At 71.4% G+C, this 21115-nt stretch carries 18 protein-coding genes, 1 tRNA gene and 1 pseudogene; 12 read left to right on the top strand and 8 right to left on the bottom strand.

Annotated features, from left to right (window positions below; genetic code table 11):
- Nucleotides 1-404: 404 nt before the first annotated feature.
- Nucleotides 405-962 (top strand): annotated as a pseudogene (locus tag ACZ4YY_RS26485) (hypothetical protein); the annotation flags it as partial.
- Between the two features lie 11 nt (nt 963-973).
- On the opposite strand, the gene ACZ4YY_RS26480 reads toward ACZ4YY_RS26485, so the two are convergent.
- Together ACZ4YY_RS26480 and ACZ4YY_RS26475 are read right to left on the bottom strand one after the other, a co-directional pair.
- On the bottom strand, nt 974-1174 hold the full coding sequence (locus ACZ4YY_RS26480; protein WP_468295045.1) for a DUF397 domain-containing protein: 201 nt from the start codon (nt 1172-1174) through the stop codon (nt 974-976).
- On the bottom strand, nt 1175-2020 hold the full coding sequence (locus tag ACZ4YY_RS26475; RefSeq protein WP_468295043.1) for a helix-turn-helix domain-containing protein: 846 nt from the start codon (nt 2018-2020) through the stop codon (nt 1175-1177).
- A 260-nt stretch (nt 2021-2280) separates the two neighbouring features.
- On the opposite strand from ACZ4YY_RS26475, the gene ACZ4YY_RS26470 reads away from it, so the two are divergent.
- Complete coding sequence (locus ACZ4YY_RS26470; RefSeq protein WP_468295037.1) at nt 2281-2883, top strand: ATP-binding protein; 603 nt, start codon at nt 2281-2283, stop codon at nt 2881-2883.
- 51 nt (nt 2884-2934) lie between these two features.
- On the opposite strand, the gene ACZ4YY_RS26465 is transcribed toward ACZ4YY_RS26470, so the two are convergent.
- The 3 genes from ACZ4YY_RS26465 to ACZ4YY_RS26455 form a co-directional block, all read right to left on the bottom strand.
- A complete protein-coding gene (locus ACZ4YY_RS26465) occupies nt 2935-6081 on the bottom strand; it encodes a DEAD/DEAH box helicase (RefSeq protein ID WP_468295031.1) in 3147 nt (1048 codons plus the stop codon).
- 205 nt (nt 6082-6286) lie between these two features.
- Complete coding sequence (locus tag ACZ4YY_RS26460) at nt 6287-7303, bottom strand: SEC-C domain-containing protein (protein WP_468295025.1); 1017 nt, start codon at nt 7301-7303, stop codon at nt 6287-6289.
- A gap of 39 nt (nt 7304-7342) precedes the next feature.
- Nucleotides 7343-8818 carry a glycoside hydrolase gene (locus ACZ4YY_RS26455; protein WP_468295020.1) on the bottom strand — a complete coding sequence of 492 codons (1476 nt, stop codon included), beginning with the start codon at nt 8816-8818 and terminating at the stop codon, nt 7343-7345.
- 254 nt (nt 8819-9072) lie between these two features.
- Here ACZ4YY_RS26455 and ACZ4YY_RS26450 point away from each other — a divergent pair, with 254 nt between their 5' ends.
- The 4 genes from ACZ4YY_RS26450 (at nt 9073) to ACZ4YY_RS26435 (ending at nt 12283) form a co-directional block, all read left to right on the top strand.
- Nucleotides 9073-9885, top strand: a complete 813-nt coding sequence (locus ACZ4YY_RS26450) for a class E sortase (RefSeq protein WP_468295016.1) — start codon at nt 9073-9075, stop codon at nt 9883-9885.
- Nucleotides 9886-10073: 188 nt separating this feature from the next.
- Nucleotides 10074-10388, top strand: coding sequence for a DUF6412 domain-containing protein (locus tag ACZ4YY_RS26445; RefSeq protein WP_468295014.1), 315 nt, complete (start codon nt 10074-10076; stop codon nt 10386-10388).
- 125 nt (nt 10389-10513) lie between these two features.
- Entirely contained in the window at nt 10514-11236 is a 723-nt protein-coding gene (locus ACZ4YY_RS26440) for a YidC/Oxa1 family membrane protein insertase (RefSeq protein ID WP_468295496.1), read from the top strand.
- A gap of 189 nt (nt 11237-11425) precedes the next feature.
- Nucleotides 11426-12283 carry a fumarylacetoacetate hydrolase family protein gene (locus tag ACZ4YY_RS26435; protein ID WP_468295010.1) on the top strand — a complete coding sequence of 286 codons (858 nt, stop codon included), beginning with the start codon at nt 11426-11428 and terminating at the stop codon, nt 12281-12283.
- A gap of 281 nt (nt 12284-12564) precedes the next feature.
- Here ACZ4YY_RS26435 and ACZ4YY_RS26430 read toward each other — a convergent pair whose 3' ends face one another.
- Nucleotides 12565-13068 (bottom strand): heme-degrading domain-containing protein, encoded by a 504-nt coding sequence (locus tag ACZ4YY_RS26430; RefSeq protein ID WP_468295005.1) that lies wholly within the window; start codon nt 13066-13068, stop codon nt 12565-12567.
- Nucleotides 13065-14141 (bottom strand): Gfo/Idh/MocA family protein, encoded by a 1077-nt coding sequence (locus ACZ4YY_RS26425; RefSeq protein ID WP_468295000.1) that lies wholly within the window; start codon nt 14139-14141, stop codon nt 13065-13067. The genes ACZ4YY_RS26430 and ACZ4YY_RS26425 overlap by 4 nt, the downstream gene beginning before the upstream one ends.
- A 56-nt stretch (nt 14142-14197) precedes the next feature.
- Here ACZ4YY_RS26425 and ACZ4YY_RS26420 point away from each other — a divergent pair, with 56 nt between their 5' ends.
- The 5 genes from ACZ4YY_RS26420 (at nt 14198) to ACZ4YY_RS26400 (ending at nt 19181) form a co-directional block, all read left to right on the top strand.
- Nucleotides 14198-15406, top strand: coding sequence for an ROK family transcriptional regulator (locus ACZ4YY_RS26420; protein ID WP_468294994.1), 1209 nt, complete (start codon nt 14198-14200; stop codon nt 15404-15406).
- 267 nt (nt 15407-15673) lie between these two features.
- Nucleotides 15674-16555 carry a hypothetical protein gene (locus tag ACZ4YY_RS26415; RefSeq protein ID WP_468294990.1) on the top strand — a complete coding sequence of 294 codons (882 nt, stop codon included), beginning with the start codon at nt 15674-15676 and terminating at the stop codon, nt 16553-16555.
- 285 nt (nt 16556-16840) lie between these two features.
- Complete coding sequence (locus tag ACZ4YY_RS26410; protein ID WP_468294986.1) at nt 16841-17620, top strand: HAD-IIA family hydrolase; 780 nt, start codon at nt 16841-16843, stop codon at nt 17618-17620.
- A 350-nt stretch (nt 17621-17970) separates the two neighbouring features.
- Nucleotides 17971-18522 carry a hypothetical protein gene (locus tag ACZ4YY_RS26405; protein ID WP_468294982.1) on the top strand — a complete coding sequence of 184 codons (552 nt, stop codon included), beginning with the start codon at nt 17971-17973 and terminating at the stop codon, nt 18520-18522.
- A 2-nt stretch (nt 18523-18524) separates the two neighbouring features.
- On the top strand, nt 18525-19181 hold the full coding sequence (locus ACZ4YY_RS26400; RefSeq protein WP_468294978.1) for a class F sortase: 657 nt from the start codon (nt 18525-18527) through the stop codon (nt 19179-19181).
- A 65-nt stretch (nt 19182-19246) separates the two neighbouring features.
- Here ACZ4YY_RS26400 and ACZ4YY_RS26395 read toward each other — a convergent pair.
- Nucleotides 19247-19320: transfer RNA gene (locus ACZ4YY_RS26395), tRNA-Lys, on the bottom strand.
- Between the two features lie 202 nt (nt 19321-19522).
- Here ACZ4YY_RS26395 and ACZ4YY_RS26390 point away from each other — a divergent pair.
- On the top strand, nt 19523-21058 hold the full coding sequence (locus ACZ4YY_RS26390; protein ID WP_468294974.1) for a peptidoglycan-binding protein: 1536 nt from the start codon (nt 19523-19525) through the stop codon (nt 21056-21058).
- Nucleotides 21059-21115: the final 57 nt, after the last annotated feature.

Genomic DNA, 21115 nt, shown 5'->3' with positions numbered 1-21115 from the left:
CATCCCCCGCTCCTCACCCTCTCGTGCCCCTCCCCCCCCCCTCCCCCCCCCCATTGGGGGGGGGGGGGGGGGGGGGGCGGACTCCAGCCGGCCCTCCGCCAACGCCTCGACCCACTCCCGGTACTCGTCACCGAGACCGAGGGCGTCCCTGACCGCACCCGCCGTTATCGTCGCCATGACGATAACCATAGACCATGCAGAACCCCCCTCCGCAACCCCCGGCCCCGAGCGACGACGAACGGGAACGCCACCTCGCGGAGGCACTCCGCGCGGCCGAAACCCCCGAAGCCGCCGCCGCGGCGCGGACGAAGGCGACTGCGACGATGCGCGCCCTGATCCTGACGGGCCTGCGCCGGACATCCCACGGCCCCAGAGCCCCCCACGCCCGCGTGCGCACCTTCATCGCCGTCCTACGCGACGACCCGTACCTGCCGGACACATGGTGGAGGAGCCTCAACGCTTCCTTGGACGCGCTCGCGACCCAGAGCACGCATCGCATCGCCACGCCAGATACGGACACCGTCACCCAGGCCCTCGTCACCGACACCATCCATCGGGCATTCCCGGGAGAAGTCGCAGTTGACACCAGGATCGAACACTGGCTGCCCGCGCACGCCGACCTGAACTGGGCCAACGTGACAGGACCGACGTTCTGTCTCTTCGACTGGGAAGACTGGGGGAACGCCCCACGCGGACTCGACGCCGCCTCCCTCTGGGCGAGCTCTCTCGCGGTCCCCGCCCTGGCTGATCGCGTGCGGCGAGAAAGGAGTCGTGACGTCGAGAGCCGCGACGGCAAGGTGATGACACTGTTCGTCTGCGCGAAGATCCTCGGACCGCACGCCCACCTGGACGACCCGCGCCTCGAGCCCGCAGCTCGTGCCGCCGAGCAGGCCCTCACGGACCTACGAGCCCACCGGGAAACCGCCGCCAGCCGCCGCCCCGGCGACCCAGGACCTCCCTGACCCCCGCTCCCTCACCACGCCGAGACAGCCAGAAACCTCCTCCAGGCCTCGGCCGACACCGCGACGCGCGGCCCACCCGTCACCTTCGAATCACGCACCAGTACACCCGCGGCCACGAAGGCGGTCTCCAGGCACTCCGTCGTGTTGCCGCCGCTGTACGAAGACTTGAACCAGACCGGTTCGGACGGTGACTCACGACGGACGGAAGACATTCACAGCTCCTTGCGGGCCCGATGGATCATGGCGGAGGAGGCCTCCATGTCCAACGCTTGTGCGCGGAGATACTCGAACGCAAGTCTGTACCGCTCCAGTTCCTCCTCCTTCTCCAGGAAGAGGGACCCGGTGTGGAAGTCGACGTAGACGACATCGAGGCTTGGCTCCGCACCGCCGAGGATCACGAAGCTGCCCAGCGCGGCGGCATGGGCGCCCTGGGAGAACGGCAGTATCTGCAAGGTGATGTGGCCGGACTCAATCGCGTCGAGGAGGCGGCCGAGCTGCTCCCGCATGATGTCGGGGGATCCGACGACACGGCGGATCACCGACTCGTCGAGGATCGCCCACAGGTGCGGCGGACTCGGACGGGCCAGGATCTCCTGCCGCTTCATCCGGATGTCGACGAGCCGCTCGATCTCGGCCGGCGCCAAGGGCACTTCGTTGGCCTTCTGTACGGCCGTGCTGTAGGCGCGTGTCTGGAGAAGACCCGGGATGTACACGCAGGAGAAGTGGCTCTCTCGTACGGCTTCGTCCTCCAGGGTGAGGAGCAGGTTCATGCTCTCCGGGATGGTGTCGGCGAAGGAGTTCCACCACCCCTGCTGCTTTGCCTCTTTCGCCAGGCGCACCACGGCCTGCCGCTCGGCGTCGGTTGCGCCGTACTCACGGCACAGTGCATCCGCGACGATCCACTTCACCGGCCCCGACTGCGTCTCGTACCGGCTGATCGTCGCCTTCGACACCCCGACGATCCGTCCCGCCTCCTCAAGGGTCAGCCCCTTGCGGGCGCGCAACTTGCGCATCATCGCCCCCAGTTGGCGGCGGCGTGTAGTGGTCCGTTCGGACATGCGGCTCCTTCGCCGGACGTCGGGCGGTGGCCCGGAGATCCCCGGCACAGGCTAGGCAGCGGGCGAGAGGGAAGACCACCGGGTTCACCCGATGGATTCTCATGAGAAGTTACACAGAGAGACTTCTCATGACATGCTGCTAGCGCAACAGCCGCTACGCAGCGCATCCGTACGGGCACGGAAAGGTGCAGTGCGCGCGTGGCCTGGAGGGAGGAGCAGCCATATCCAGCCATGAAGCCACCGAACCGCGACTCCGCTGCGTGCTGCCTTTCGAGGCGGCGCCGGCCGAGGTTCGGCTGCTGCGCAGAGCCGCGATCAGGCAACTCGGCCACTGGGGAACGCCCGTCGCTGTTGACGAGGCCGCCCTGCTGGTGACGGAGTTGGCCACCAACGTCGTCAAACACGTCGGTGAAGGTGCGTCCGCGGCTTTGATCCTCGAATGGAAGGGGGAGCGCCTCAGGGTCGAAGTCCACGACAAGAGTCGCCTCAGCCCACACCTCAGGCGGCAACTGAACCGCGATGAGGAGGAGTGCGGCCGCGGCCTCCATCTCCTCGCGTCACTGGCCGTTGACTGGGGCACGGTACTGACCGCAGTCGGAAAGGCCGTCTGGTGCGAATTGGCCCTCACTGCTCAGGGCGCTGACTGCCTACGTGTCGAACGAGCCACCGAGGCGCTGGAGCGCTATCAGGAGACGGACGGATGGGCGCGACACGGCGCTTGCGAACCCGCGGTCGGTCTGGAGGAGTCCGCAATCAAGCTCATCGCAGACCTCCTCCACTGGACCGCAGCCCGCGGCCACGATCCGGATGACTTCCTTGACCGGGCGCAGATGCATTACGAGTCCGAGGCGGGTGCAGCCTGAAGGAGTCGGCCAGCGCCGCCTCGCCCACACTCGAGTGGGACGGGCTGGACCTCATCCACTCGTGATGGAGGCATATGCACTCACATCGGCAGGAATCTCATGATGCACATCCCAAGTGATCGCCATGGGCTTGCTGCCGGTGTGCCCGGCATAGGTGGCCGGTCCTAGGAACATCCACGGCTCTGCCTTGCCGATGCTGTTGCGCTTGTAGCGGCGTAGGAACAGGAGCACATGGCTTCCCTGCTCCGCGTGCCGCTGATAGCGCAGGCCGGTTGCGGAGTTCTCCGGAGTGGTGCTCTGCGATTCCCAGTGAAACCGGGTCGGGCTGAGTGCGTAATCCTTGTAGCGGACCGTGGGGGAGAAATCCCTCTCGTTTTTCTCCAAGGTGATGAGCAGGACATCGGTCTTGAGGTCCTCCACCCATCGCACCCCTTGCCCGAAATCGCGTGGCATCTGCCCGCCCAAGCGTGCCACTCCCAGGGCGGAGAGGATCTCGGAACGGTTGTATGCGCTGTGGATCTTCAAGGGGAGGCTAGCGAGTGGATCGTCCAGCGGCAGCGGAAAGTGGTCTGCTGCTTCGAGGGCATACGACAGGGCCTGCTGGAGCTCATCACGGAATGCCTCCTGGGGGCCCAAGGAGTGCAACCCCTCCTGATAACTCGAGAAACCGCCGGCATTGTCCCACAGGTTGAAGAAGAGCATGCGCGCGTACGCCTGGTCCGTCGGGGGCAGCGTGTCGTAGTCGGGAGCGTCGTCGGCGAGGAGACGAAGGTAGCCCTGAATGCGGTCAAGGTCGTCGACGTGCAGGAACGCATGGATGCGCTTGAGGAGGTCCGCTTCGCCGGGCGGCGCCTCCTCAGGGATGAACCCCGCCTTGCGGAGCACCTTGGTCCAGGAGTTGTCGCTCTTGTACAGCTCCTGGATATCGCGTCGACTTTCGCGCAGGTAGTCCGCCAACCGCGGGGTCCTATATGCCTTGGCTTCCTTGGCCAGCGTAGTGATGGTCGCCTTTAGTTGGGTACGGATACTGTCGAGGATGAGCTCCTTTGACTTGCCCTCCAGGATGATGTGGCAACCGGATGGTAGGAGAGGGAAGTCCCGTTCGATGTGATCGACCAAGCGGTTACGGGTGAGGTTGGTCAACGCCCGGAACTGCTCTTCGAAGCGGAACTCAGCCCGGTGCTGACCGATGAAATCGAGCACGGTGAGGACCGGCTTGTTCGCAGTGCGACGCAGCCCGCGCCCCAGTTGCTGGAGGAAAACGGTCGCACTGTTGGTGGGGCGCAGGAGAAGAAGAGTGTCAACATCGGGGATGTCCAACCCCTCGTTGAAGAGGTCAACGGAGAAGATCACCTGGATTCGTCCCGCTCTGAGGTCCTCCAAGGTGCGCGCACGCGTCTCAGCTGACGAGTCACTATCCAGAGCGGCGGCCTGAAGACCCGCCTCGCGGAAGCACTCGGCCATAAAGTGGGCGTGTGCCTTGGTCACGCAGAACCCAAGGGCGCGCATGGCTGCCGGGTTCGAAATCTTCTCTTTGACCTGCTTGATGACGATGCGAGCCCGTGCGGTGTCACCCGTGTAGAGGTTCCCCAACTGGTCGCGATCGTAGGTGCCCGATCGCCAGCTGAGGCGGGTCAGATCGGTGCCGTCCGGGAGCCCGAAGTAGTGGAAGGGGCAGAGCAGGTCGTTCTCCAAGGCCTCCCAGAGACGTAGCTCGGCTGCGATGCGTCCCTTGAAGAACTCGTCCTGCACATTGCGCCCGTCCATCCGCTCCGGAGTGGCGGTGAGCCCCAGCAACTCGGTCGGCTGAAAGTGCTCGATGACCCGTTGATACGTCTCGGCGGTGGCGTGGTGGAACTCGTCGATGACGATGACGTCGAACTGCTCCGGGTCCAACCGCTCCAGCCGTTGGAGGCTGAGCGATTGCACGCTGGCGAAGACATGCGTCCAGTCGGCGGGTTCCTGCCCGCTGTGAAGGAGTTCACCGAAGGAAGCGTCGTCGAGGACCTCTCGGTACGTTCGCAGGGACTGGTTCAGAATTTCCTTGCGATGGGCGACGAAGAGCAGGCGGGGGAGCTTGCCGCCGCCTTGGTCGCGCAGGCTGCGATAGTCCAGGGCGGCCATCACGGTCTTACCCGTGCCGGTTGCCGCGACGATGAGATTCCGGTGACGGCCCCGTACCTCGCGCTCGACGCGGAGGCGTTCCAACATGTCCTTTTGGTGAGGGAGGGCCCGCACCTCAAGCCCGGAGAGACTGATCTTGAGGTCTCCGGATGTTCCCGTGCCGCCCGCTCGGGCAAGTGCCTCGCTGAGCCGCTTGCCGTCGCGGTCTGGGTCATACGGCTCGAAGGCGGCGTCGGCCCAGTAGGCGTCGAAGGTCGCCTCGAACTTGTCGAGCACTCTGGGGGTGGCGACCGAGGACAGGCGCACATTCCACTCCAGACCGTCGAGCAGGGCGGCCTTCGACAGGTTGGAGCTCCCGACGTACGCCGTATCGAATCCGGTGTTGCGGCGGAACAGCCAGGCCTTCGCGTGCAAGCGGGTGGACCTGAGCTCATAGTTGACCTTCACCTCTGCACCAAATTCGCGGACGAGCCGGTCCAGGGCGTGGCGGTCGGTGGCGCCGATGTAGGTGGTAGTGATCACCCGGATGGGAACGCCACGTTCCCTTGCAGCGCGGAGCGAGTCCTCCAGGACCCGTATGCCGTACCACTTCACGAACGCGCACAGGAGGTCGACGCGGTCCGCCGTGGCGAGCTCGGCACGCAACTCCGCGCCCAGGCTCGGGTCATCAGGGGCATTGGTGATCAGCGCGGTTTCGGAGAGGGGCGTCAAGGGCCGGATGGCGTAGACACCAGGTGCTTCCTGCTCAGCCAAGGCCAGCAGTTGACGAGGGCCCTCGACGATGGAAGTCCCCGCTGCGTCCACATCGGGGTCGGGCGCATTGCTGATCAACGACCGCATGATTTCGTTCGCAGCGATGACCTGCTGTTCCGGCGGCAGCAGACTCAGCCGCCGTCTCGCAGCCTCACCGATGTAGCGGGCCAGGACGTGGGGAGAAGACTCTGCACTGACCTCAGCGTGGATAGGCCTCCAACCAGCTGCGTTCAGCTCGTCGATCTGGGCCTGCAAGCCGTCGGTGATGAGCTCTTCATACACACCCGCGACAGGTCGCGACAGATCCCCTGACTGAACCACGCTGGCCCCCTGGGTTGTTGTACCGGCCCGACTAGTTCTAACAGCCGCCACTCCTCGGCGAAGGCCATCGAAACCTCTGCTCAGCCGTGAGCGGGCGCTCGCGATGAGGCACTGTCAGTGCCTTCTGATCCGAGTGCAGCCCGACCTCTTCTAGTAAGGGGACGCCCCTTCACTGAGAAACAGAGATGATAGGGCTGGGCATGACTCAGATGCTCAGCCCATGGCACCTGTCATAAGAGTTACCCGACCCACACCAACACCCCACCCCCCTCTGAGGCGGCCACACCACCGCTCGGCCGCGGGCGGCCAGTGTCGTCGCGTACTGCGGTAGCAGCTCCGTGTCGGCGGGGGAGGTGCCCTCTGAGGCGGCGAAGGCCTCGTACGAGGGGACCGTGCCCGTCACGATGCCCAGGTTCGCCGTGCCCGAGGCCGCCAGCTCCCGCAAGGACGCCTCTATCGTCGCCAGGTGCGCTTCGTGGGAGGGGTATTCGGCGCTCAGCGACGGGTAGGCGGCCACCAGTTCCGCCAGTTCTTCCGCCGGCCAGTGCAGGATCGCGACCGGGAACGGGCGGGACAGGGCCTCCCGGTACGTGCCCAGTTCGGCCCGCAGGCGGGAGATCTCCGCCTCCAGTTCCAGCGGGTTGTCCGAGCCCAGCAACCAGACCCGCTTGGGGTCGTGGAGTTCGTCGAGGGAGACCGGTGAGGAGTGCAGTGCGTCCGCGAGGGCGTCCCACTCGTCGTGCGCCGCGCCCAGCATCCTGCGCACCCGGTGCCGGCCGAACAGCAGCGGATGCGTGGAGTACGGCGGCTCCGCCACGTCCGTCAGCAGCAGCCGCACACCCTCCGTGAAGGTCTCCTGCGCCGCCTCCAGCTCGTCGTGGGACTCCAGGGCCTCCGCGACGATCACCCAGGGGGCCGGGTCGCGGGGGGCGGTGGCCCGGATGCCCTCGATGATCGCTCGGGCCTCCGCCTCGTGGCCGTACTCCCACAGGTTCGAGGCCTTGAGGGCCCGGACCAGGTGGGGGTTCTCCAGGCCGTCCGCGGAGGAGAGCAGGCGGTCGTAGAGGGTGGACGCGGCGGGGCGGTCGCCGGCCAGTTCCAGGTGGGCCGCGGCCTGGAGCAGCAGGGCCTCGGCGTCCTCGGGATACAGGCCGGCGGTCCGCTCCAGGCGTGCCGCTTCGGCGGTGTGGTCGACGTTCTCGGCAGGCGTGTCGGGGCGCATGCACGACACCGTACTGCCCGCCGGTGGCGAACGTGAGGGCTACACCGTCACCCCGTCCACCTGCAACGTCTGCACCGCCCCCGCCGCGAACGGCACGCTCACCGTCTTTCCGCTCAGGAAGCGGTCCGAGCGGGCGGTGTAGAGGTCGCCGGAGCCGTTCGTCACCGTGTTCCAGCGGGGGACCAGACCGCCCGAGCCGCCGGTCACCGTGGAGAAGCGGGACAGGTCGAACGTCAGCGTCTGGGCCGACGAGGACGTGTTCGCGGCCACGATCACCAGACGCCTCGCCGCGCGGTCCAGCGCCGCCACCGCGTAGCTCACGCCCGTGTCGAGGATCGTCATGCCGGGCCGGATGTGCCGGCTGAACTGGGCCATCACGTAGTACTTCGTGGTGACCGCGCCCGGCTGGAGGGTGTTCGCGTCGTAGGCGATCGTCGCCCAGCTCGCCGTCGGGTCCATGACCTGCCAGTACACCCAGGCCGTCGGGTGCAGCCAGCGGAAGTCGTAGAGCAGGTTGCTCGCCATGGACAGTCCGGTGCCGTCCTTGTCACCGGTCTCCGAGTTCCACAGCTTCTTGCCGGACGTCGTCACCACGTCCGTGTAGAGCAGGTCCCGGCGGCCGCCCGAGCCCTGGTAGCCGTGCACGTTGACCTGGTTCACCAGGGCCTTCGTCGAGGAGCCGAACGCCGCCCACGTCGAGCGGGCCGTGTCGTAGTTCGTCTCGTCGGAGGCCGCGATGCGGACGCCCGTCAGGCCCCGCTTGTCCAGCTCGCTCCTCATGTAGGGCAGGACGGCCGCCTGGACCGTCGCGTCCATGTGGCAGCCCTCCTGGGTGCCGGTCGCCGTCCACCAGGACGAGGAGGGCTCGTTGAACGGGTCGACCGTCGCGAAGTTCACACCCCAGTTGTTCTTCGCGTACAGGGCCACGGCGGCCAGGTGGGAGGCGTGCTGGCGGTAGTTCCAGGACTGGAGGTTGTTGCCGCCGTTCGCGGCGCCCGAGGGGTTGTGGTTCAGGCACATCCACCACATGGGGGAGTTGGCGAACAGTTCGGTCACCGCGCCCCGCTGCACCGCCTTCACCAGCATCGCGCGCTGGTTGGCGTCCGCGGACCAGTTCCAGGCCGAGGAGGCGGGGTCCTCGTTGTTCCAGTCCTGCCAGAAGCCCTCGATCTGCTTGAAGCGGGGAATGTTCGGCGAGGCGACCATCGTCTGGCCGCCCACGCTGTTCCAGCTGCACGCGCCGAGGTTGTAGCGGGCGATGTTCAGGCCGAGGCCGGGGAGCGTACGGCCGCCGTAGGACACCGACTTCGTCGTGAAGAAGATGTCGGCGAAGTCGTCCCGGGCGCCGAAGACGTTCGCCCACCAGGCGAGGGAGGTGCCCCAGCCCTCCCATGTGCCGTACGTCGTCGACGGGTTGACGGCGATCGTCGAGTCGGCGTGGGCCGTGCCGGAGGCCAGGCCGGTCCCGAGGAGCGCGCCGCCGGTGGCTGCCAGCAGTGTTCTGCGTCGGATCAAGAGAATCCCTCGCTTCGGTCGACTCGCCGGTCGTCCCAACCGGCTCGTGGCGACAGAGGCAGGGGCGGGGCCGCCGCTCGTCCGCGCCTCGCCATCCGCTGTCGGCTGGAAGCATCGGGGGCGGCGCACGGTGTTGTCGAGAGTTCTGACAGCCCTTTCTCAAACCTGTGGAGGAAGTGTTCGAGCGTCCGGACGCTGGAGACCTCGCGGCGCCGCCCGTATGGTGCGGGCGGTCGCAGGGAGGAGGGGTCCGCGTGCGGGTTCCCGTGGTGCACCACGGCGTCCGGCGGCGACGCGCCCGGCTCCGGCGAGCGCTGTGGTCCGGTGCCGAAGTCCTCGTCACCGCCGGGGTGTTGGTCCTGCTCCTCGTCGTCCACCAGCTGTGGTGGACGAACCGGGAGGCGCGGGCGGACGCCGAGCGGAGGGTGGAGGCGCTGGAACGGGAGTGGAGCCGGGGCGATCCGGACGGCGGTGGACCGGACGACTCCGCGGCACGCCCCGGCACCGAGAGGGGGCCGGGGGCCGGCCCCGAGGCGGGGACCGCATCCGGGGGCGCCCCGCCCCCCGGTACGGTCACCACCCCGCGCCCCGCCGTCCCCGCCCCCTCCCAGGCCTACGCCGTCCTCGTCGTCCCCCGCCTCCACCTCCGCGTTCCCGTCGCCGAGGGCACGAGCAAGCGGGACGTCCTCGACAAGGGCTACGCCGGTCACTACGCCGGCACGCAACAGCCCGGACAGCAGGGCAACTTCGCCCTCGCCGGGCACCGCAACACCCACGGCGAGCCCTTCCGCCACCTCGACCGCCTGCGCCCGAGGGACACGGTCGAGGTGCGGACGGCCGAGGCGACCTACACCTACGCCGTCGACGTCGTCCTGCCGCAGACCTCCCCCCGCGACACGGACGTCCTGCTGCCCGTGCCGCGCTCGGCGGTCCACCCCGCCCGCGGCTACGCCACCCCCGGCCGATACCTCACCCTCACCACCTGCACACCGCAGTACACCTCCCGGTACCGTCTGGTGGTGTGGGCGCGGCTGATCTCCACACAGCTCCGTCCCCACCGGGCCTGACCGTCCGGTATAACCGACGTAGAACGACAACAGAGCACAGACGGTCGAGAAGAGACGATCGAGCACAGGCGATCGAGCAGAGACGGTCGAGAAGAGACGCTCGGGCAGTTGCGAGCGGGCCGAGACGATGGGGCAGGGCGGCTGTTCGGCCGTGACGGACGTGCGAACGACGAGGGAGGTGTCGCCCGGTGATCCGTGACTGGTACGCCTCGCTGCGCCCCGCCGCCGTTCTCCTCCTCTTCCTCCTCGACGTCGCGCTCTTCGACGCCGGCGGGCTGTCCGCCACCGTCGCCCTGGCCGCGACCACCGCGGCCGGTGCCGCGCTCGCCGTGTGCGGCCTGGTCGCCGCGCGCTGCGCCCCCGCCGTGCCGCCCACCCGGGTGCGCACGGCCATCCGCGACCGGGACCGCCGTACGGCCTTCCTGCCGCAGCGCGATCCTGACGCCTCCGGGCGGCCCCGGCCGAGGGCGCCCGGGCGGGCCCTCCCGACGGCCGTCGCGTAGGGCACAGCTCGGCACCCAACCAAAGCCGTGACCCCGCGCGGGTCGTCATGCCGCCATGCCGTCATCGGCATTCCCGTCCCGGCACGACGAGACCCCCGGAGGGCTCCTCACCCATGTCCGTTCTCCTGTCCGCGTTCGTCCAGCTCGTCGAGCGGTTCGCCGACCTGCTCGCACCCGTCTTCCAGGCCTCGGCGGCCGCCGCCGCGATCGTCCTGTTCACCGCGCTCGTACGACTGCTCGTCCACCCCCTGTCCCGGGCCGCCGCGCGCGGGCAGAAGGCCCGGGCCGCGCTCCAGCCGAGGATCGCCGAGCTGCGCAGGAAGCACGCCCGCAACCCGGAGCAGCTCCAGCGGGCGGTGCTGGAACTGCACGCGCAGGAGAAGGTGTCGCCGCTGTCCGGCTGCCTGCCGAGCCTGCTCCAGGCGCCCGCGTTCCTCCTCCTCTACTACGTCTTCTCGCACACCACGGTCGGCGGCGAGACGAACGACCTGCTCACGCACCGGCTCCTCGACGCCCCGCTCGGCGACCGGTGGGCCGACGCCCTCGCCACCGGCGGCGTGTTCGGCGGGGCGGGGCTCGTCTACCTCGCGCTGTTCGCGCTCGTCGCGGCGGTCGCCACCTTCAGCTACCGCCTCTCGAAGAGGATGATGGCCACGAACGCGGCGCTGACCGCCGCCCCGGCCGGCGGCGAGGAGGTGCCCGGGATGGCCGCCGTGACCAGGGTCATGCCGTTCCTGTCCTTCTTCACCCTCGTCACCGTGGCCGTCGTGCCCCTGGCCGCCGCGCTGTACGTCGTCACCAGCACCGCGTGGAGCGCCGTCGAGCGGGCGGCGCTGTACCGGCCGTAGCGCGGAAGCCGCCGGGGCGGCCCGCGCGCGGCGGGCCGACGGGCGACACGGGCCCGCCGAAGCGCCGACGGTGACGGTCCAGTACGTGAACCGGGTATTGCGGAGTGGACGTCCAGCTCGGAGGATCGACCGGTCCTCCGATGGCTGCACCCGTCGGCGGGCGCCCCGCGATCGAGGGAGATTCTGACCATGAAGCTGCTGCGTGTCGGTACGGCGGGCGCGGAGCGCCCCGCGCTGCTCGATGCCGACGGAACGCTGCGTGACCTGTCGGGCGTCGTGGACGACATCGACGGCGCGCTGCTCGCCGACGACGCGGCGCTCGGCCGGGTCCGGGCCGCCGCGGACTCCGGCGGGCTGCCCGTGCTGGACCCGGCCGGGCTGCGCGTCGGGCCGCCGCTCGCCCGGATCGGCAAGATCGTGTGCATCGGCCTGAACTACCACGACCACGCCCGCGAGACCGGGGCCGAGCCGCCCGCCGAGCCCGTCATCTTCTTCAAGGCGGCGGACACGGTCATCGGACCCCACGACACCGTTCTGGTGCCGCGCGGCTCCACCAAGACCGACTGGGAGGTGGAGCTGGCGGTCGTGATCGGCCGTACGGCCCGTTACCTGGAGTCGGCCGAGGAGGGGCTCGCCCACGTCGCCGGGTACGCCGTCGCGCACGACGTGTCCGAGCGCGAGTTCCAGATCGAACGCGGCGGGACCTGGGACAAGGGCAAGAACTGCGAGACGTTCAACCCGCTGGGCCCGTGGCTGGTGACGGCGGACGAGGTCGGCGACCCGCAGGCGCTGTCCCTGAAGCTCTGGGTGAACGGGGACCTCAAGCAGGACGGGACGACCGCCGAGCAGATCTTCCCGGTGGGGGAGGTCGTGCGGTACGTCAGCCGGTTCATGACCCTGTACCCCGGTGACGTCATCAACACCGGCACCCCGGCGGGGGTGGCGCTGGGCGCGCCCGAGCCCAAGCCGTTCCTGCGGGCCGGGGACGTGGTGGAGCTGGAGATCTCCGGACTGGGCAGGCAGCGGCAGGAGTTCAAGGACGCCTAGCCGTACTGATCACGAGGCTGGTGGACACTCGCATCACCGACGACGGCGCGGGACCGACGACGGCGCGGGACCGACGGCGGCGCGGGTCCGACGAAGGCGCGGGCCGGCCGTACGCGGTCCCCGCGTCGGGCCGGCCGTACGCGGTCCCCGCGTCGGGCCGGCCGTACGCGGTCCCCGCGCCCCGCGCCCCTCGGACTGACCCCACAACGGCCCGCCCCCGGGGAGTCCCCGGGGGTACGCGCCGCGGCGGAGCCCCCGGAGGCCCGCGCCTGGGGAGTCACCTAGAGGTCCTTCTCCAGGAACCGTTCCAGTGCCTCCACGACGAAACGGTGGTCCTCCAGCTGGGGCAGGCCCGACACCGTCACCGCGCCGATCACGCCGACGCCCTCCACGTTGATCGGGAAGGAGCCGCCGTGGGCCGCGTACACGTCCGGATCCAGACGCGAGGACTCCTCGAACGTCGTGCCCTTCGCCCGGTGGCGTGAGCCCACCAGGTAGGAGGAGGCGCCGTAACGCTCCACCACCCGGCGCTTGCGGGCGATCCAGGCGTCGTTGTCGGGGGCGGAGCCGGGCAGCGCCGCGTGGAAGAGCTGCTGGCCCGCGCGGTGGATGTCGACGGCGACCGGGGCCTGGCGCTCGCGGGCCATCTCCACCAGGAGCGAGCCGAGGGCCCAGGCGTCGTCATGGGTGAACCGGCGGAAGACCAGCCGCCGTTCCTGTGCCTGGAGTTCCTCCAGGGTCGGGGTGATCTCCGGGGTGAACTTCGGGGTGATCTCGTGGGTCACAGCGTCACCGCCACTCCGTCTCGTGCCGAACGGCGGGCCGCCTCCAGGACGTCGAGCGCGGCGGCCGCCTCCAGGGCGGTCACCGGGGACGGGCCGCCGTCGATCAGTGCCTTGGCCACCGCAGCGTAATAGGCGGGGTAGTCGCCGGGGAGGGTCCGCACCGGGCGTCCGCCGCCGGTCAGCGGGGATTCGCCGGCACCGAGGCGGCCACACAGCTCCTCAGGCTCCTCGCCCCAGCCGGGGCCGGGCCGCGCCCCCTCGCGCAGCGCGGCCTCCTGCGGGTCCAGGCCGTACTTCACGTAGCCCGCGCGCGAGCCCAGCACCCGGAAGCGCGGGCCGAGCTGCGCGGTCGTCGCGGAGGCGTACAGGTGGGAGCGGACGCCGCCGGCGTGCGTGACGGCGATGAAGGTGTCGTCGTCGGTCCGCGCGCCGGGCCGGCGGACGTCGGCCTCGGCGTACACCGAGACGGCCGGGCCGAAGAGGACCAGCGCCTGGTCGACCAGGTGGCTGCCGAGGTCGTACAGCAGACCTCCGATCTCCGCGGGGTCGCCGGACTCCCGCCAGCCGCCCTTGAGCTGCGGCCGCCACCGCTCGAACCGCGACTCGAAGCGCCATACGTCACCCAGTTCGCCCTGCTCCAGCAGCGCCCGCAGGGTCAGGAAGTCGTTGTCCCAGCGGCGGTTCTGGAAGACGGACAGGAGCAGCCCGCGCTCGTCGGCGAGGGCGGCCAGCCCCCGCGCCTCGGCGGCGGTCCCGGCGACCGGCTTGTCGACCACGACGGGCAGGCCCGCCTTCAGCGCCGCCTCGGCGAGCGGGACGTGGGTCCGGTTCGGGGAGGCGATCACGACCAGGTCGAGGTCGTCGGCCCGGGCGAGGAGTTCGTCGGCGGTGGCGCTGACGCGTACGTCGGGGAACTCGGCGCGGGCCTGCTCCTGCCGCTCGGCGTTCGAGGTGACCACCGCGGTCAGGGCGAGGCCCTCGGTGGCGGCGATCAGCGGGGCGTGGAAGACGGAGCCCGCGAGGCCGTAGCCGATCAGGCCCACACGGCGGGGAGTACCAGTCGTACCAGTCATACACCCTACTTTCGCAACGCTGTTGCCAAAGTGCAAGCGCGGGGGAGAATGGGCGGGTGAACAGGACGAACGACGGCGCGGGCGGCACGGGCGTGGACGGCACGGGCGGAGACGGCCGGCCGGCCGCGCACCGCAGGGGCGTCGCCGACAGGCCCGGCGGGAACCTCGCCGTGCGCGGACGCACCTCGGGCGCGAACCTCCTCGCCGTCCGCAGTCACAACACCGCGCTCGTGCTGGACCTGCTGCGCGCGGCCGGCCCGGACGGCATCAGCCGGCTGGAGCTCGCCGAGCGGACCGGCCTCACCCCGCAGGCGGTCAGCAAGATCACCGGGCGGCTGCGGGCGGAGGGCCTCGCGGCGGAGGCGGGCCACCGCGCCTCCACGGGTGGCAAGCCCCGCACGGTCCTGCGGCTGGTCCCCGAGGCGGGGCACGCCGTCGGCGTCCATCTCGACCGCGACGAGCTGCGGGTGGTCCTGGCCGACCTGGACGGCAGTGTGGTGGGGGAGCGGCGCGTGCCGCTGGACCTGGGCGCGGGCGCCGAGGCGGTCGTGGGGGCGGTGGTCAGGGAGGCCGAGGAGGTCGTGGGCGCGACCCTCACGGACGGCGCGGCCACCCTCCTCGGGGTCGGCGTGGCCCTCCCCGGCCCCCTCGACCACGCGCACGGCGTCCTGCACCGCGTCACCGGCTTCCCCGAGTGGGACGGCTTCCCGTTGCGGGACGCGCTGGCGGGGCGGCTCGGGGTGCCGGTCGTCGTCGACAAGGACACCAACGCCGCCGCCCTCGGGCTCGCGGTCGGCGGCGAGCGCGGCTCCTTCGCCTACCTCCACCTCGGTACGGGGCTCGGCGCGGGCCTGGTGATCGGTGGGAGCGTGCACCGGGGGGCGCGTACGGGCGCGGGCGAGTTCGGCCACCAGGTCATCCAGCTGGACGGGCCGCCCTGCACCTGCGGGAACCGGGGGTGCGTCGAGGCGCTGTGCCTCGCGGCCATCGACCGGGGGGACGCGGCCGAGGCGGCCCGGGTCCTGGGCGCGGCCGCCGCCAACCTCGCGGGCCTGCTCGACATCGACCTCCTCCTGCTCGGCGGCCGCACGATCACCTCCGCGCCGGATCCCTTCCTCCACGGCGTGGCCACCGTCCTCGCCGCCCGCGCCCAGGCCCCGGACACCCCCGTGCCGGTGCGCCTGGCCCCCGGGGGCGCCCGGGGGGTGGCCGAGGGCGCGGCCCAACTGCTCCTGGCGCCGGTGTTCGGCCGGGCGGACGGGTGACGGGCGGACCGACGAGTAGACGAGTACGGACGCACGGACGCACGGACGCACGGACGCACGGACGGGCGCACGGATGCACGGATGCACGGACGCGGGGTGCGTCCCCCGCCCGGCGCAGGCGGCCCGGCCCACCGGCACCGGCCGCACCCCGGACCGGCCCCGGCGGCGCACACCCCCTGCCCTCCTGCTCCGATCGAGCGCACTCCGCACGGTCGTGCGGAGTGGCTGCCCGGGGGTGCCGGTTCCCTCCGGCAGGCTCACCTGTCCATGCGACTGTGCACGCCCGTATCCCTGTGTCTCGCCGTGGCCGCCGTGGTCCTGCCCGTGTCCCCGGCCGCGGTCGCGGCCGTGCGGGCACAGTCCGGGCCGACCTGCGTAGGGCGGAACGCCGACGAGTTCCCCCTCACCACGCGTCTGCACGGAGGGCCGAGCGCCTACCGGGCCGGTGGCGGGTTCGGCACCTGGTACCTCGACCTCACCAACACCACCCGCGGCCCCTGCGCCGGGGTCCACCCGGTCGTCGTCCTCGTCGACGCCGCGCGGGCGCTGAAGCCGTCGCAGCCCCGGCTGGAGTTCCATGCCGACGGCCGCCCGCACGCCGTCCGTTTCGAGAAGACCGACGCGGACGAACTCGTCGGTGTGCTCGCCGCCGAGTCCGCCCCGCCGGGTGACACCCCCGGGTCCGCCCCGCCCGGCGGCTCCACCGCCCCCTTCCGCGGCTTCACCGTCGCCCCGGGAGGGACCCTCACCGTCCGGCTCCGTCTCGCGTTCACCTCGGACGCCGTGGCCAACGAGGTCACCGCCAACGCCGCCGTCGTCCAGCGGCACGGGGACGACGGCGAGTGGGTGGGACAGTCGAACGACTACCGGTTCACCGTCGAGCCGACCAGCCACCGCACCGCCGCTCCCCGGCCGGAGCCGGGGACCGCGAGCGGGACCGCGTCCGACCGCGACGCCGGTTCCGGAACCGACCCGGGTTCCGACCCGTCCGTCTCCGTCTCCGCTCCCGCCCCCGGTCTGCCGTCCTTCGCCGAGGAGGCCGAGGAGCTCGCCCGCACCGGTCTGTCGTCTCCCACCGGGATCCTCATCGCCACCGGCTGCCTCGTCACCGCGGGCGCGGTGATGCTGTTCGCCCGTCGACGCCGCTGAAGGGGTCCCTGCGCTGTGAGCTCCGGACAAAAAGGGAGGGCGAGCCGGGCTCCCCTCTCGTTCGGAGCTCTGAAGCGGTGACGCGGGCGGTCCGCGCGCTGCCGGCGCGAACGCGGACGCGGTCCGGAGGGAGGCCGCCGACGCGGTCCGCGGTCCCGGGGCGATCCGGCCGTTCCCCATGATCGGGCCTGTGATTAGGCTGGGGCGCGCGCTGCACGCAGTACGCAGCACACAGGACGCAGCACCGCCTCGCGCGTACCGCAGGAACGGCAGGAGACCCCGCACATGGCAGACCGCAAGCCCATCGAGTCGTGGCTCACCGACATGGACGGTGTCCTCATCCACGAGGGCGTTCCGATCCCCGGCGCCGATTCCTTCCTGAAGAAGCTGCGTGAGTCCGGCAAGCCGTTCCTCGTGCTGACCAACAACTCGATCTACACCCCGCGCGACCTGCACGCCCGGCTGCGCCGCATGGGCCTGGACGTGCCGATCGAGAACATCTGGACCTCCGCGCTGGCGACCGCCAAGTTCCTGGACGACCAGCGGCCGAGCGGTTCGGCGTACGTCATCGGCGAGGCCGGGCTGACCACCGCGCTGCACGACATCGGGTACATCCTCACCGACCACGAGCCCGACTACGTCGTCCTGGGCGAGACGCGCACCTACTCCTTCGAGGCCATGACCAAGGCGGTCCGGCTGATCAACGACGGCGCCCGGTTCATCTGCACCAACCCGGACGAGACCGGCCCCTCCACCGAGGGCCCGCTGCCCGCGACCGGCGCGGTCGCCGCCCTGATCACCAAGGCGACGGGCAAGAATCCGTACTTCGCGGGCAAGCCGAACCCGCTGATGATGCGCACCGGGCTGAACGCGATCGGCGCCCACTCCGAGACCAGCGCGATGATCGGCGACCGCATGGACACCGACGTCCTCGCCGGCATGGAGGCCGGGATGCAGACGTTCCTGGTGCTCACGGGCCTGACCCGGCCGCAGGACGTGGACGGCTTCCCGTACCGCCCGTCGAAGGTCGTCGACTCGATCGCCGACCTCGTCGACCGCATCTGACCCCTGCCGGACAACCCCGGAACCCTGGACCGCCCGTACCTTCGACCGCCCGGCCGACCTTCGGGACCGCCCGGCCCGGAACCGCTCGGACGCCCGGAGCCGCTCGGCCCCGGACCGTCCGGGCCTCCGGGACCCGGCAGACCCCAGCGACCGGCGGGACCCGGACGCCCCCGGAAACCCCCGCGGCCCGCATCCGTCCCGACCTGCCCCGGCTCCGGCACCCGCATCGCCGCCCACCGACCATGACCCCCGCCCCGCCAGCGACCGTGACCCGTTCGGCCTAGCGGCCCCGCCCTGGGGGTGCGGTGGGACGTCCACGGGGGGAGCCTCCAGATAGCTGGAGGTTCACCATGAGTTCATTGAAGGCAACGCTCTGTGCGGCTGCCGCCGTCACCGCCACGGCCCTGATCCCGACGGCCCACGCGGCGCCCGGGGCCGCCGGCGGCCCCGCCGCCGAGGTCTCGCTGACCCCGACGACGCCGTCCGCGGGCGCCGAGGTCGCGCTGCGGGTCAGCGGCTGTGCCGGGGCGTCGGCCACCGCGGCCTCGGAGGCGTTCGTCTCCGACGCCCGGCTGGCCGGCGCGGACGGCACCCTCACCGGCGAGACCCGCATCCGCTCCTCGCTCGGCGCGGGCGCCTACGCCGTGACGATCGTCTGCGCCGACCTGCGCGTGAAAGGCACCGTCCGGGTGGTCGCCGCCCCGGCGCGCCCGGTCGCGCCCGCCTCCCCGGTCGCCCCCGTCCTGGCGGGCGGCGGCGGCTCGGCCCCGCTCGCCTCCGTCGAAGCCTCCGGCGTGGACGGCCCCGGTACCGCCCACGCGATCACCGGCCTCGTCCTGGCGGGCGCCGCCGCCGTCGCCGTGGCGATCCGGAGCATCCGCCGGAGCCGTGGAACGGACTGACCGTGTCCGCACACGAACGCTCCGCCGGGCGCCTCCTGACCGTCGTGGCCTGGGCGCTGCTGCTGCTCGGGCTGTGGCTGTGGGGACGCGAGGTGACGGACGTACGGCCCGGGACGCCGTCGACGGCGGGTGACGTGGCCGCGTTCGGGGGCCTGGACGGCGTCGCGCTGCCGCCCGCCGCGAAGCCGCTCGGCGCGGCGCTGCCGCAGCGCGTCGACATCCCCGAGCTGGGTGTCCAGGCGCCCGTGGTGGCCCGCGGTCTGGACGCCCGGGGCGCGATCGACCCGCCGCCCTACGACCAGGCGGGCGTCGTCGGATGGTACGCGGCCGGCGTGCGGCCCGGCGCCGTCGGCACCGCGCTGATGGTCGGGCACGTCGACACCGAGACCCGCCCCGCCGTCTTCTACAAGCTGAGCACCCTCGTGGCCGGCAGGACCGTCCGGGTCGTCCGCGACGACGGGAAGATCGCCGAGTTCACCGTCGACGACATCGACGTCGTCCCGCGTGACCGCTTCGACGCCCAGCGTGTGTACGGCACCCGCGAGCCGGGCCGCGCCGAGCTGCGGCTGATCACCTGCGGCGGCACCTTCGACCGGGCGAGCCGCAGCTACACGGCGAACGTGATCGTTTCGGCCTACCTGACCGGAACGGCGGCCTGACCCCCGCCCGGCATCAGCCCGGACAGCAGAAAGCCCCCCGCTCGCGCGAGGGGCTTTCCGGTCTGTGCGCCGCCAGGGACTCGAACCCCGGACCCGCTGATTAAGAGTCAGCTGCTCTAACCAACTGAGCTAGCGGCGCCTGCTGACGTCGACAACTCTACATGACGCCCGGGAGTGCTCCGCACCACCGGCGTCCGGCCCCCCGGTCCCGTCCCGCGCCCCCTCGGAGGACCCGCGTACATCATTCGGACCGTCAGCATGCGCGGACCCGGAGCGGTTGGGAAAGACTGGCGAACGTGCGCAATCGCGGACATTTTCATCTGGAGTGTGAGGGGAATCGCATGAAGGCTCCGGTTTTCGAGGAATTCGATCCCGCGAGCGACTGCGACTGCCCCGGATGCGTCCACCAGCAGCGGACCGGCGCGCGTTCCCGGTTCGGTGGGCTCGGTGGGCTCGGTGGGCTCGGTGGGTTCGGCGGCCGCCCGGCCGCCCGGCGTGCCGTCGTCGTCGCCGCGGCGGCCTCGGCGGCGCTCGGCGCCGGGCAGGCCGTACCCGCTCTCGCCGCCCCGCAGGCCCCCGGCCGGCCGGGTGTCCCCGCGGGCGACGAGCCCGGCACGCCCCAGGGCGGCAAGGCGCCGCTGCACGGTCCGGGCGGGCGGCCCGCGCACCCCGCGGAGAGCGCGGTGAAGGCGCCGCCGACCACCCGGTCGGAGATCATGCGGCGGGCCGGGATCTGGGTCGCGGCGCAGGTCCCGTACAGCATGAGCGCCTTCTGGGCCGACGGGTACCGGCAGGACTGCTCGGGCTACGTCTCGATGGCCTGGGGTCTGCCGGGCAACGAGTGGACGGGAAGCCTCGGGCAGGTCGCCACCAGGATCTCCAAGGAGGACCTGCTGCCCGGCGACATGCTGCTCTTCCACAACCCGGCCGACCCGGAGGACGGCTCGCACGTCGTCCTGTTCGGCGGCTGGACGGACTACACGCACACCGCCTACGTCGCCTACGAGCAGACCCGCCCGGTCACCCGCCGCCAGGTCACCCCCTACGCCTACTGGAGGGATTCCTACCGGTACGTCCCCTACCGCTACGACGGTGTGATCGACGAGACGGACGAGACGGACGGGGCGGACGGGGCGGACGAGCAGCCGAGGGTGTCGGACGGCTGGGACGGCGCCGATTCCGGCGCCACTTCCGGAAACGGCTCGGGGAACGGCTTTGGAAGCGGCTTCGACAACGGTTCCGGCCGGGGTTCCTGGGGCAGTCCGGGTGCCGGGGCTCCCGGTTCCGGCGGTGTGCCCCTCTACCCCGGGCGGGCCTACTTCGGGCCCGGCGCGCACAACCCGTACGTCACCCTGCTCGGGCGGCTCCTCGTCCAGCGCGGGGCCGGGCGGTACTACGCCTCGGGGCCCGGTCCGCGCTGGTCGGAGGCCGACCGGCGGGCCACCCAGGCGTTCCAGCTGGCCCAGGGCTGGCGCGGCCCGGCCGCCGACGGACTGCCGGGGCCGCTGACCTGGTCGCTGCTGGCGCGCGGCAAGGGCAGGAACGTCACGGCGGGGACGGCCGGTCCGCCCGCGGCCACTCCGGCCGGACCCAGGCCGCCCGCACCGGCCCCGGCCTGGCCCGCCCCCGCGCCGGGGGTCCCCGCCTACCCCGGCCGCGACGCGTTCCGGCCCGGGGCGAGCAGCGCCGACGTGACCCGGCTGGGGATGCAACTGGTCAGGAAGGGGTTCGGCAGGTACTACACGCACGGTCCCGGGCCGCTGTGGGGCGAGGCGGACCGGCGCGCCGTCGAGGCCTTCCAACGCGCCCAGGGCTGGCGCGGCGGCGCGGCCGACGGCTACCCGGGGCCGGAGACCTGGCGGCGGCTGTTCTCCTAGGCCCGCCCTCTCCCCGGTTCACTTCACTGTCATGGCGTATCTGGCGCGGAGGCTGGA

Source organism: Streptomyces sp. NPDC030143, assembly GCF_055573695.1.
Note: the sequence above shows the minus strand (reverse complement) of the source record. Positions and strands in the feature narration are given on the sequence as shown.